This window comes from Acinetobacter sp. YH12226 (genome assembly GCF_013417805.1).
Classification (GTDB): domain Bacteria; phylum Pseudomonadota; class Gammaproteobacteria; order Pseudomonadales; family Moraxellaceae; genus Acinetobacter.
Genome location: NZ_VPDG01000004.1, coordinates 159,281 through 170,866 on the forward strand (window position 1 = coordinate 159,281; position 11,586 = coordinate 170,866).

Annotated in this window: 14 protein-coding genes; all 14 read right to left on the reverse strand. The window is 44.4% G+C overall.

The features are described from left to right. Nucleotide 1: 1 nt before the first annotated feature. Nucleotides 2-616, reverse strand: coding sequence for a TetR/AcrR family transcriptional regulator (locus FTV08_RS06645; protein WP_005252237.1), 615 nt, complete (start codon nt 614-616; stop codon nt 2-4). A 41-nt stretch (nt 617-657) separates the two neighbouring features. Then, nucleotides 658-1,431, reverse strand: coding sequence for a TatD family hydrolase (locus tag FTV08_RS06650; RefSeq protein ID WP_005252239.1), 774 nt, complete (start codon nt 1,429-1,431; stop codon nt 658-660). Nucleotides 1,432-1,458: 27 nt separating this feature from the next. After that, the gene (locus tag FTV08_RS06655) at nt 1,459-1,800 is read right to left on the reverse strand and encodes a PilZ domain-containing protein (RefSeq protein ID WP_004278877.1); all 342 of its coding nucleotides are present in this window, start codon (nt 1,798-1,800) and stop codon (nt 1,459-1,461) included. Nucleotides 1,801-1,815: 15 nt separating this feature from the next. Continuing rightward, entirely contained in the window at nt 1,816-2,796 is a 981-nt protein-coding gene (locus tag FTV08_RS06660) for a DNA polymerase III, delta' subunit (RefSeq protein ID WP_005252242.1), read from the reverse strand. A 14-nt stretch (nt 2,797-2,810) separates the two neighbouring features. Beyond that, nucleotides 2,811-3,572 (reverse strand): 3-deoxy-manno-octulosonate cytidylyltransferase, encoded by a 762-nt coding sequence (gene kdsB, locus FTV08_RS06665; RefSeq protein ID WP_005106564.1) that lies wholly within the window; start codon nt 3,570-3,572, stop codon nt 2,811-2,813. A gap of 12 nt (nt 3,573-3,584) precedes the next feature. Then, a complete protein-coding gene (gene lpxK / locus FTV08_RS06670; protein ID WP_004645471.1) occupies nt 3,585-4,589 on the reverse strand; it encodes a tetraacyldisaccharide 4'-kinase in 1,005 nt (334 codons plus the stop codon). A 3-nt stretch (nt 4,590-4,592) separates the two neighbouring features. Further along, a complete protein-coding gene (gene msbA, locus FTV08_RS06675) occupies nt 4,593-6,320 on the reverse strand; it encodes a lipid A export permease/ATP-binding protein MsbA (protein ID WP_005252248.1) in 1,728 nt (575 codons plus the stop codon). Beyond that, the gene (locus FTV08_RS06680) at nt 6,320-6,742 is read right to left on the reverse strand and encodes a biopolymer transporter ExbD (RefSeq protein ID WP_004278885.1); all 423 of its coding nucleotides are present in this window, start codon (nt 6,740-6,742) and stop codon (nt 6,320-6,322) included. Before FTV08_RS06680 ends, msbA begins: the two co-directional genes overlap by 1 nt. Before the next feature lie 10 nt (nt 6,743-6,752). Then, the gene (locus FTV08_RS06685; RefSeq protein WP_005252250.1) at nt 6,753-7,391 is read right to left on the reverse strand and encodes a MotA/TolQ/ExbB proton channel family protein; all 639 of its coding nucleotides are present in this window, start codon (nt 7,389-7,391) and stop codon (nt 6,753-6,755) included. Between the two features lie 33 nt (nt 7,392-7,424). After that, nucleotides 7,425-8,312 (reverse strand): ParB/RepB/Spo0J family partition protein, encoded by an 888-nt coding sequence (locus FTV08_RS06690; RefSeq protein ID WP_004731487.1) that lies wholly within the window; start codon nt 8,310-8,312, stop codon nt 7,425-7,427. Further along, the gene (locus tag FTV08_RS06695) at nt 8,309-9,091 is read right to left on the reverse strand and encodes a ParA family protein (protein WP_004278889.1); all 783 of its coding nucleotides are present in this window, start codon (nt 9,089-9,091) and stop codon (nt 8,309-8,311) included. The genes FTV08_RS06690 and FTV08_RS06695 overlap by 4 nt, the downstream gene beginning before the upstream one ends. Nucleotides 9,092-9,116: 25 nt before the next feature. Then, entirely contained in the window at nt 9,117-9,749 is a 633-nt protein-coding gene (gene rsmG, locus FTV08_RS06700; protein ID WP_004645477.1) for a 16S rRNA (guanine(527)-N(7))-methyltransferase RsmG, read from the reverse strand. An 85-nt stretch (nt 9,750-9,834) separates the two neighbouring features. Further along, nucleotides 9,835-10,524, reverse strand: coding sequence for an N-acetylmuramate alpha-1-phosphate uridylyltransferase MurU (gene murU, locus FTV08_RS06705; RefSeq protein ID WP_180086917.1), 690 nt, complete (start codon nt 10,522-10,524; stop codon nt 9,835-9,837). Further along, entirely contained in the window at nt 10,525-11,538 is a 1,014-nt protein-coding gene (locus tag FTV08_RS06710) for an aminoglycoside phosphotransferase family protein (protein ID WP_180086918.1), read from the reverse strand. Nucleotides 11,539-11,586: the final 48 nt, after the last annotated feature.

An 11,586-nucleotide genomic window follows, 5' to 3' on the forward strand; every position in this document is an offset into this window, starting at 1 on the left:
CTTAGGCAAACTGCTCGGCTGAATGTACCTGCTTAGGCAAAGCCAGTGCCTGATCGATATAGGCTACACGCAATGTATCGCGCGAACCCAAATAACGCTGATAGAAACTGGAATTAAGAATTGCAGCTGCACCATGGGTCAACGACCAGATCGAAGCCAGATAATCGCGTACTGACATGCGGCTATTAATAGAAGCCAGATAAGTTTCTGTCATACGGATAATCAGGCGTAAACGCTGTTTGCGCACCTGATAAAGTTCGCTAAAAAGGTGCTGGATTCCAACCCCAGTCGTCGACAGGCGTTCTTCAATCTGATGAAACAGCACGGTTCGTTCCGGATGATGTAAATGATGCAGCATAAAGAAGGCCAGATGTTCAGGAAAGGCTTTATCGCTATCCTGAATCATTTCCAGCAACATGCGCTCATTACGGATAATCAGCAGCATGTACAGCTCATCTTTACTCTGAAAATGTTTATAAAGTGTCCCTTTGGCCAGATCAAGCTCGGCAGCCAGCGCATCTAGCGTCATTCCTGCTTCACCATTTTCCAACAGGAGCTGTTCTGCAACTTGAAAAATCAAGGTTTCTCTTGCTCGAAACTGAGCCTGACGATCCATCTTCACCCTATAAACTCTCTTTGTACTTTATATAACTTTATTTACTTTAAATTCAGAAGATTTTCAAAGTTCTGCTTTGTGATAAAAGCCATTTCTTCTAGCGACTTATCATATACATCGCAAAGCGCTTTGGCTACATAAGGAACGTATTTAGGCTCATTAGATTTGCCACGATACGGCATTGGCGCAAGATAAGGACTATCGGTTTCAATCAGCACACGATCCAGCGGAACCTGTTTGGCGACATCACGCAGATCCTGCGCATTTTTAAATGAAACAATTCCGGAAAATGAAACATAATAGCCGCAATCCAGTACTGCTTTAGCGGTTTCCCAGTCCTCGGTAAAACAGTGCAGGATGCCATGCGTAGATTTTTCCGCGCGAATAATATCGACGGTATCATGCTTGGCGGAACGGGTATGAACGACTACAGGTTTTTTGGTGATTTGTGACGCATGGATATGCCGGGCGAAACAGGCTTTTTGCTCTGCAATAAAATCGGTACTGTGATAATAGTCCAGACCTGTTTCACCGAGTGCCCAGACTTTCTCCGGTTGCGCCAGTTCGACCAGATATTCAGTCGTGGCACGCGCCATGGTTGCAGCATCTTCGCAAGGATGTACGCCAACGGTATATCCGACATCTGCATGACACGCGGCAATTTTGGCCAGCTCGATATGATCATCCAGATCGACCGAGATACTCATGAATTTGGAAACACCGGCTTCACGAGCCTGAGCCAATGCCTGATCCAGATCACCATGATATGGTGTCAAATCAAGCAGGGTTAAATGACAATGAGTATCTACAAACACGATGCGTTCCTACCAAGGGTAAATTAACTACATAGTGTAACTTTTACGTCCTTCAGATTTAAGACCTGCAACCAGACGATCTGCTTCATTTTTAAAATAAACGCCTTTTTCACCGCTTAACTGGATGCCAAAGCCTTGTGGCTTGATGCCATTCTGCTTTTGCGAGACCCAGATGACTTTACCGGTTAAAGGAATTTTCTGGGTCTGGTCAGGCAAAGTCGTCAATACAAAAACCTCTTCGCCCAGTTTGACCGGCTGCTTGGAAGGAATAAAAAGCCCACCACCCACAACATAAGGCATATAGCTGGCAAACAGTGTTTCAATGTCAGGAATATTGGCCTGAATAATACCGCCCATACGTGGTTGCATGTGATTTCCCCTTAATTAAAGATTCATCAGCTTGATAAACAATTCATCAATAACCAGATTGCTTTGGACATTCTGTTCAAGGAATTGTTTAGCGCGCTGAAAATCTTCATAAATTTTAAAAAGTGCTTCTAATGAATATTGTTCGGCAAGTACATTGAATTCAAGGTCAGTGTTTTTCACCGTCTGATTTAGCTTGACACAAATTAAATCGGACAACAAGTATTCAAACATTTGAGCAAAGTCACCAAAATTCAGGTTTTTATTCCATTTGGTCGCAATTGCCATCGGCATATTTTTTTGCATGACCAGTTTTTGCCAGTCTTGCAGGAATTCCTGACGTAGTGGCAGCCAGGCACTTTGTGCAATCTCTAGTGCCTGTAACGGCATCTGATTGGACAGGTTCATCAATAACTGTTGTTGGCTAGCACCTGCATCTGGGAGCTGATTCTGGACATAATCGCTAAATTGTTCTGCGGAAATCCGGTCCAAAGCAAAATGCTGCAAACGACTGCGTATAGTCGCGGGCAATTTTAAATAATGATTCGCCAGTAAAATAATGACCGTATTATCACCGGGTTCTTCCAGTGTTTTGAGTAAGGCATTGGCAGAGGCAATATTCAAGGCTTCTGCCGGCTCAATCACAATCACGCGCCAGCCATCTACAGTCTGTTGCACAAAAGGCAGCAGATCGCGAATCTTCTCGATCTTGATTTTGGCATTCTGTTTTTTATTGTCGTCATCGGTACTGATATGCACATAGTTGGGATGGGTGTCTGCCTTTAACCATTGACAGCTACTGCATTCACCACATGGCCCGGCAGGCTGACGATTCAGGCATAACACCCAAGCCAGAAACTGTTGGGTAAACGCTTCTTTACCACAGCCTTTTTTTCCATAAAACAATAAACCATGTCCAAGCTTAGGAAAGCGCCCGGTCAGGGTTTCCCAAACCTGTTGCTGCCATGGATAGATATGTGCATTGACATCAAAAGGCATATATTTGACTCTTCTTAGGCAAAATGGGAAAGATCCATCTGATTCAGGCGATCCAGATCTTCCTGAGTATCTACCCCTGGCGGCAAATTGGCTTCAGCCACCGCAATGGCAATACGGTGTCCATTTTCCAGTACCCGTAACTGTTCTAGAGATTCCAGTTTCTCCAGCACACCCATTTCCCAGGTCACATATTCTTGCAACAGTTTTACCCGATAGGCATATAGACCTAAATGACGATAGGCCTGATCATGCAGCTTCGGTTCAGCGAGTTTCGCGCCATCACGGTCATAAGGAATGGTAGCACGGCTAAAATACAGTGCCTGCTGCTGTTTTGACATTACGACTTTTACAATGCTGTCGCGTTTGAATTCATCCAGTTGATGGATCGGCTCACATAGCGTCGACATGGAAGATTCAGGCTGATCTTCCAAGAGTTGAGCAACCTGTTTTACCAGTTGCGCCGGCAGTAAAGGTTCATCCCCCTGTACATTGACAATGATGTCATCACTGGCCCAGCCTTTAGTTCGAGCCACTTCACTCAAGCGGTCTGTGCCTGAAGGATGATCCGCTGAGGTAATCACCACATCAATGCCTTCAGCACGGCAAACGGCTGCAATACGCTCATCATCAGTTGCCACACACAGATCGTCAAAACCTTGCACTTTTTTGGCTTGGTCCACTACCCGCAGAATCATGGGACGACCATGAATTTCCAGCAAAGGTTTACCCGGTAAACGTGAACTGGCGAAACGTGCAGGAATAACAATGTGTTTCATAATGAATGAGCCTTAAGAAATTTGAATACCGTATTGTTGTAACTGTTGCTGCAAGACTGTATAGCAGGCTGGCGATAGGACTGCATCGACTGGCACCACCCAGATATCCTGTTTAAAATCTGGATATTGTTTAAGTAGCGCCATAATTTTTATTGCGTCTTTTTCAGTGGTAATAATCGGATTGTTATCATCGAACTGTAAATCTTCAATGTCATAGTCATGATGGTCTGGAAACTCATGACACTGAAATTGTTCTATGCCTAAATTTTGCAAGGTCTGATAAAACCGCTGTGGAAAGCCAATGCCGACTACCGCATAAAAAGCCGCTTGAGGATCAAAGATTTTATTGTTGTCCTGATTAAGCAAATAAGGCTGTGATGCAGCCAGATGCATATGCAGTTCAGAGCTTGGGTTAGCCGAATGCTCAATTACGGTTCCCGTTTTCAAACGGGTCACTGGTTCACGTAGATAACCTTCTGGAAGCAGTTTCTGATTACCCAGACCGCGATTATTATCCAGCACAATCCACTCAATCTGGCGATTCAAGGCCCAATGCTGCAGGCCATCATCACAGATAATCAGATCCAGTTCATGTTTGTGCAGCAATAACTCGATACTTTTCTGCCGGTTGGGACCAACTGCCATCGGCACGCCTGTTGCCTGTACAATCAAGGCAGGCTCATCTCCGACAATCTCCGGCAAGGTATTAAAGTCGACATAGGCAGGAAATGGACCTTGGCCGCCATAGCCTCGACTGATCACGCCTACCCGAACATTTTTCTCGGTTAAATAATCCACCAGATGAATCAACAAAGGTGTTTTACCGCTACCACCGACTGTGATGTTACCAATTACCATAACGGGAATTGGTGCACTATAACTTTTTTTAATGCCTTTTTGATAAAGCCAGTGATTGCTGACAAAACCCAGGCGATACAACCATGACAAAGGACGCAGCACCACCAGCCACTTTGCCTGTGCATTCCAAGCATCCTGAATGATTTGTGCCAGTGCCATAAGTTACTGTTCCTCAAAGTTACGCTGATGCAACTGATAATAAGCACCATGTAGCGCAATCAGTTCGGCATGACTGCCCTGCTCAACAATACGGCCCTGATCCATGACAACAATACGATCCGCGTTTTCAATCGTCGATAGACGATGTGCAATTACGATGGTGGTACGGTCCTGCATGGCTTTATCAAAGGCACGCTGAATAAAGTATTCCGACTCGTTATCCAGTGCACTGGTCGCTTCATCCAGAATCAGAATAGAGGCATTTTTCAAAATTGCTCGCGCGATGGCGATGCGCTGACGCTGGCCACCAGACAGGTTTAAACCCTGAGCACCCAGCTGAGTATTATAACCTTGCGGTAGTGCTATAATAAAATCATGCGCATAGGCTGCCTTTGCTGCCGCGATAATATCTTCATCGGAAGCACCTTCGAGCTGACCATAAGCAATATTTTCCCGCACGGTACGATTAAACAGTACGACTTGCTGGTTCACCATAGCAATCTGGGTTCGCAAGGCGGTAATTTCAAAATCTTCAATCGGTTTCTGATCCAGCAAGATCTGCCCAGAAGTTGCATCCTGATAACGCACCAGCAGATTCACCAGAGAACTTTTTCCTGCACCAGAACGTCCTACCAGCGCTACTGTTTCACCGGCCTTGACCTGCAAATTAAAGTCATGAATAGCATGATGGCCATCATCATAAATCAAGTTAACATCTTTAAACTCGATATCGCCTTTCAGGCTATCCGTTAAAGTCCCGGTATTTTTTTCTTCAGGCATATCCAGCAATTCAAATACCGAATGAGCCGCAGCCATACCACGTTGAATTTTTTCATTGATATCCGTCAAGGCTTTGATCGGTCTTGCCAGCATACCCGCCGCAGTAATATAAGCGACAAATTCACCCGCAGAGGTATCACCCAGAATTTGCGGACGCAAGGCAATAAACATCACAATACTCAGTGAAATCGACATGATCAGCTGAACCACAGGACTATTCAACTGTTGTACAGCGACCATTTTCAAGCCACGACGCAAGTTTTCCAGCGAGTTCTGTTTAAAGCGTTCCTGCTCATAACTTTGCCCTCCAAAACCCTTGACGATCAGGTTGGCATTCACCGTTTCCTGCACCACATGGTTTACATCACCCATGGTGTCTTGCACTTGCTGCGATAATTTACGCATCCGTCTTGCAGCTTTACTGATAATAAAGCCAATGACGGGTGCAAAAATCAGGATACACATGGTCAGACGCCAGTTGGTATACAACAGGTAGCCTAATAATGCCAGAGTGATCAAACCTTGTTGCAACAAGGTTCTTAAAGCTTCAGTTGAAGCAGCGGTTAGCTGTTCAACGTTATACATGATTTTGGCAGTAATATGCCCGCTGGTATTATCCAGATAATACTGGGACGGTAAACGCAGCAATTTTGCAAAAACTTCCTGACGGATGTTGAATACCAGATTCCGGGAAATTACCGCAGTAAAATATCCACCCATGAACAAACCCAGGCCCCGGAAGAACATGAGTATGACTACTAAAAACGGGAAAAGTGATGTGAAACTCTGGTCTTTATTTTGAATCGCCTCAATAATATATTCTAGTAATTTAGCGACAGAGACTTCCGTAGCGGCATTAATAGAAAAACCCAGCAGGACAAGCAATGCAATGCCCCAAAACGGTTTTAAATAACTTAAAAGGCGAAGATAGACCTTAAAATCGTGCTTCACTAATAACCTCGGGTGGGTACTTTGGTACTGATATTAATATTTACAAAGCCGAGCTGCCCGGCCACATCCATGACACGAATCACGTCCTGATGGCTGGCTTTTGCGTCAGCTGCAATGACAAACATTAAATCACGGCGTTCATTAGAAATCTGTTTAATTGCAGTATTTAAATCCGCGACTTCCTTACTGGCCAAGGATTGACCATTGACTGCGTAATGACCATTGGCATCCACAATCACTTCGACTTTTTGATCATAGCTTTTAGGCGGTACACCCTGCGCATCAGGCAAGGTCAGATTCATTCGGCTCATTTGGCTAAAAGTCGTCGATAACAGCAAAAAGACCAGAATAAACAGCAGACAATCAATCATCGGTGTCAGATTAATATGTACATCTTCCACCTGGTTGCGTTTGAATTTCATCATCCGCCTCCTAGCTGGCTTTTTGCATGTCTTGGTCTATGTCTGCATGATTGCGATAAAAAAGATCCGCATGAAACAAAGTCGCTTGCTGTTCAAGTTTAGCCACATATTCCTGAACCAGACGCTGAAAATAACGGTGCGCAAACAGTGCAGGAATTGCAATCAACATACCGGCTGCCGTGGTAATTAAAGCCTTGGAAATACCCGGCATCATCAATACCGGATCACTCCCGGTACCTACATCGATCATCAGGAAAGATTCAATAATCCCAAGTACAGTTCCCAATAAACCGAGTAAAGGCGCAACTGCACTCAAAGTTCCCAGAAAATTAATGTTTTTTTCCAGATAACCAATTTCCTGTGATGCCACCACTTCCATCTGTGCGCGAGCATACTGCTCACCTTGCTGCTTGCTGGCATAGCCTGCAGTAAATACCCGGCCCAAAGTGCTTTGCTTTAAGGCCGCACTTTGATTCATTTTTTGCATGACTTGTGCTGTATTTTGCGAAGGCCCCATCAACAGTGTCAACGGAAGTACTGCATTCTTTTTCAGGCGAATCAGACGCTCGATCGAAATCGCCAGCATAAAGATAGAACACAAGACCAGGGGCAGCATAAGCCAGCCACCTGCTTTAACCAATTCCCACATCTAATTTATTCCCCAATAAAAAAAATATATAAATTATTCATCTTCTAAAATAGAAAGAATGCCATCCAGCTCTTCTAAAGAGTGATAGCTAATAACCAGTTTCCCTTTACCTTGCTTGTTATAGTCAATTTTAACATCTGCACTGAAACGCTCTGAAAGGCGCTGAGTCAATTGCTGAATATCCGGTGCTACAGCTTCTTTTACTTTTTCTTGTTTAGGTGTATTGAAATCACGGACTAACTGCTCGGTTTGACGAACAGACAGACTTTTTTCAATTACGATATCTGCAACTTTGAGCTGATCTTTAGCTTTTAAGGTTAAGATCGCACGTGCATGCCCCATATCCAGCAAACCCTGCTGCATAAAGTCTTTCACTTCTTCTGCCAGGCTAAGCAGGCGAAGTAGGTTACTCACTGTCGTACGCGCTTTACCCACGGTATCTGCAATCTCCTGATGGCTTAAGCCAAATTCTTCATGGAAACGTTGCAGAGCCATCGCCTGATCAATCGGATTCAGATCCTGACGCTGGATGTTTTCAATCAAGGCCAGTGCAATCGCAACCTGATCATTCAGATCACGTACAATCGCAGGAACCTCGGTCAAACCCGCCAGCTGTGCAGCACGCCATCGACGTTCACCCGCAATAATCTCGTATGGATAGCGTTCATCGTCAACCGGACGGATCACGATGGGCTGCATGATGCCATGCTTTTCAATCGATGCCGCCAGTTCCTGCAAATCCTGCTCGTTAATATAACGGCGCGGCTGATATTCACCGCGCTTGAGCAAGTTCACATCGATCTGTTTTAGCTGACCATGGTCAAGACCTTGAGCTTCGAGTTGTAATTTTTCTTTTTGAATTGAGCCTAGCAAGGCATCCAAGCCACGACCTTTGGCGAGTCCACGTTTCTTGACGGTCATGCTTTACTTCCTTTTTTCACTTTGCTTTTCTTTAATACTTCAGCTGCCAGATTTAAGTAAGCAACCGCACCCTTTGAGCTTTTTTCAAAATAAATCACCGGCAAACCGTGTGCTGGCGCTTCAGCCAGACGAATATTTCGTGGAATTACGGTTTCATACAGTTTTTTACCGAAATATTGTTCTAATTCTTCAGAGACATCACGGGTTAAGGCATTACGTGCATCGTACATGGTGCGTAATACACCGACAATTTGCAGGTCCGGATTCAATGCTTGCTGAATCCGATCGATGGTTTGGGTTAAATCCGCCAGACCTTCCAGTGCATAATATTCACATTGCATTGGAATCAGCACACCATCCACGGCTGCCAAAGCATTGACAGTAATCAGGCTTAAACTTGGTGCACAGTCGACAATGATATAGTCAAATGAAGATTCAATTTCCTGCAATGCATCCCGCAAAATGAACTCGCGCCCTTCCTGTTCTGCAATCGCCAACTCAACCCCGGCCAGATCACGGTTTGCCCCAAGAACCTTGTAGCCGACTTCCGCCTTAGAGATCGCCGTTTCAATCGGCACTTCACCCAGCAACACATCAGTGACCGAATAAAGTAGGTCATTCTTCTGAATGCCAGACCCCATGGTCGCATTGCCTTGCGAATCCATATCGACCAGCAAAACACGTTTTTTTAACACAGCTAAAGATGCCGCCAAATTTACTGCGGTTGTGGTTTTACCTACACCACCTTTTTGGTTTGCAATCGCAATAATTTGTGCCATGTTGCCCCCAATCCCTTTAAAAATCTTAAATACGTTTTAATAGAAGTAAATGACGCTGTTCGTCTAAGCGCGGAACTTTAAGTTCAATAATCTCACAACTAAATTCATTTTTTAAAGTAGCAACTTCATCTTCAGGAATTAAGCCTTTCATTGAGGCAATAATCGTTTGTTCGTGCATATATGGCTTAGAAGCATCGACAAAGTCTGTTAATGATGCAAAGGCACGACTGGTAATCACATCAAATTGACCCAGCTCATTGATGCTGTCTTCGTTTTCTACACGCGTTTGCACGGCAATGACATTTTTAAGTTTCAGGTCAGCAATAAACTGCTTGAGGAAACGAATTTTTTTACCGTTAGAATCCAGTAATACACATTCACGCTCAGGCTGACATAAAGCAATGATCATGCCCGGCATACCACCACCTGTGCCGATATCCAGTAATCGACCCGCTGGAAGATCTTTCAGAATGCTCAGACTATCGAGCAGATGCTTGACCAGCATTTCTTTAGGATCACGGATTGCAGTCAAATTGTATGCTTTGTTCCACAGCACCAAAGCATCCTGATACTTGAGTAATAAATTTAAAGCTTCATCAGATAGCTCTAAACCCAAAGCCTGGCTACCCTGCTTTAGTTCTTGAAAAAACATGTGCATAAACAATCTACGCTCGAAAAAGTTAGGTGGAAGTATACCGTTTTCTCTATATTGGCACAGTAGGCAGTGCTTAGCGAATATTCACTTAAGCAAACTTCCCTTCACGGATCGCCGTATCCAGTGCCGTTAAACGCTCTGGGGTTCCTACGTCAACCCAAATGCCTGCCAGTTTAGAAGCTGCAACCTGCTGATTCTGCATTGCTGCTTTTAGCAACGGAGCCAAAGGACGTTTGCCAGTCTCTAAGACTTGGAACATCTTCGGATCAAGTACGGATACACCACTAAAAGTCAGGTTCTCACCTCCGACTTGCTGATCAAAGGTATAAGCTTTACCTTCTGCAAGCGTGAAATCACCCTCTGGGTGTTGTTCAGGGTTCTGCACAAGTACGAGATGCGCCAAATTATCCTTTAGATCAATATCCAGTAAAGGGGCAAAATCCATCGTGGTCCAGACATCACCATTTAACAGAATAAAAGGTTCATCACCGAGTAGCGGCAAGGCATTAATGATTCCACCAGCGGTTTCCAGACCTTCACCCTCATGTGACCAAAGGATGTGTACACCAAATTGTGAACCATCGCCCAAAGCTTCTGCGAGTTTTTCACCGAGCCAAGCCGTATTGATGACAATTTCAGTAACACCGATCGCAGCCAGTTTCTCTATATGCCAGACAATTAAGGGCTTGCCCCCAACTTCCAGCAAAGGCTTTGGCGTATGCAGCGTTAGCGGCCGCATACGATTACCGAGTCCTGCGGCCAAAATCATCGCTTTCATTTAGGCAGCCACCTCATATGACCCATATTTAGCTTCAAAGGCTGGCATGACTCGGTCACGCATAAACTGCATGAATGGCTGAAGTTCAGTATAAGCTTTTGATTCCTCGAGCAGATACCACATCACACGTGGTAAATCTTTGAGATAACCCGACTTGCCATCACGTTCAAATAGGCGCACAAAAATACCGAGGATCTTGATATGACGCTGAATCGCCATCATGTCGGCATCTTTTTTAAACTGTTCAAAGTCACGGCCTTCTTTAGCAGATGTTGGCAATAACTCATAGAAATTTTTGAACCAGCGATACACACGGTCGGCATTCCACTGCACATAGGCATCGCGGGTAATCGAGATCAAGTCATAAGTATCTGCACCAATCACAGCATCCTGAAAATCAATCACACCGAGTTCGGTTTCATTGTCGATTTTCATCAAGTTACGACTATGGAAATCCCGATGCACGATCACCTGTGGCTGTGCCAATGCGGCATTCGCCAAAATCGCAAAAGTGCGTTTGATCAAGGCGCTTTCTGATTCAGTCAGTTGAACCTTTAACGCTGGCAGCATCCAGTCAGTCAGCAATTCCATTTCTGAGATCAGTTTTTCATAAGAATATGCTGGGAAATGCCCTTCTTCAGCAATCGATTGCAGCTGAATGAGCTGTTTAAAACTTTGTTCATAATAGGCATCTACAGTCTCGTCATTCAGCAGATTCGACAGCAATACATCACCAAAGTCTTCGAGCAGTAAAAAGCCATTTTCCAAGTCTTTTGCCACGATATGCGGAACACGCACGCCATGTGCATCAAAAAACTCATCTATCGTCACAAAAGGCACACAATCTTCTTTTTCTGGTGGTGCATCCATCAGCATAAATGTTTTATTATTCAGTTTGATTCGTGCATAACGACGGAAGCTGGCATCACCTGCTAAAAAATGAGTTTCAAATTGATCTGAACCGAGTACAGAGGCAATCCAAGATTGTATCAATTGTTCGCGTTGTGTATTCATTTGCAATTAATTCTAATACAGGCTGAGTTTTTAAAGTGCTAAGTGTAG

What these genes read in the sequence shown, in the direction of transcription:
- FTV08_RS06655 (WP_004278877.1), bottom strand. Translation starts at nt 1,800, where the DNA reads ATGCAACCACGTATGGGCGGTATTATTCAGGCCAATATTCCTGACATT.
- FTV08_RS06710 (WP_180086918.1), bottom strand. Translation starts at nt 11,538, where the DNA reads ATGAATACACAACGCGAACAATTGATACAATCTTGGATTGCCTCTGTA.
- FTV08_RS06690 (WP_004731487.1), bottom strand. Translation starts at nt 8,312, where the DNA reads ATGACCGTCAAGAAACGTGGACTCGCCAAAGGTCGTGGCTTGGATGCC.
- lpxK (WP_004645471.1), bottom strand. Translation starts at nt 4,589, where the DNA reads ATGGCACTGGCACAAATCATTCAGGATGCTTGGAATGCACAGGCAAAG.
- FTV08_RS06695 (WP_004278889.1), bottom strand. Translation starts at nt 9,091, where the DNA reads ATGGCACAAATTATTGCGATTGCAAACCAAAAAGGTGGTGTAGGTAAA.
- FTV08_RS06645 (WP_005252237.1), bottom strand. Translation starts at nt 616, where the DNA reads ATGGATCGTCAGGCTCAGTTTCGAGCAAGAGAAACCTTGATTTTTCAA.
- FTV08_RS06680 (WP_004278885.1), bottom strand. Translation starts at nt 6,742, where the DNA reads ATGAAATTCAAACGCAACCAGGTGGAAGATGTACATATTAATCTGACA.
- FTV08_RS06685 (WP_005252250.1), bottom strand. Translation starts at nt 7,391, where the DNA reads ATGTGGGAATTGGTTAAAGCAGGTGGCTGGCTTATGCTGCCCCTGGTC.
- FTV08_RS06660 (WP_005252242.1), bottom strand. Translation starts at nt 2,796, where the DNA reads ATGCCTTTTGATGTCAATGCACATATCTATCCATGGCAGCAACAGGTT.
- rsmG (WP_004645477.1), bottom strand. Translation starts at nt 9,749, where the DNA reads ATGCACATGTTTTTTCAAGAACTAAAGCAGGGTAGCCAGGCTTTGGGT.
- kdsB (WP_005106564.1), bottom strand. Translation starts at nt 3,572, where the DNA reads ATGAAACACATTGTTATTCCTGCACGTTTCGCCAGTTCACGTTTACCG.
- murU (WP_180086917.1), bottom strand. Translation starts at nt 10,524, where the DNA reads ATGAAAGCGATGATTTTGGCCGCAGGACTCGGTAATCGTATGCGGCCG.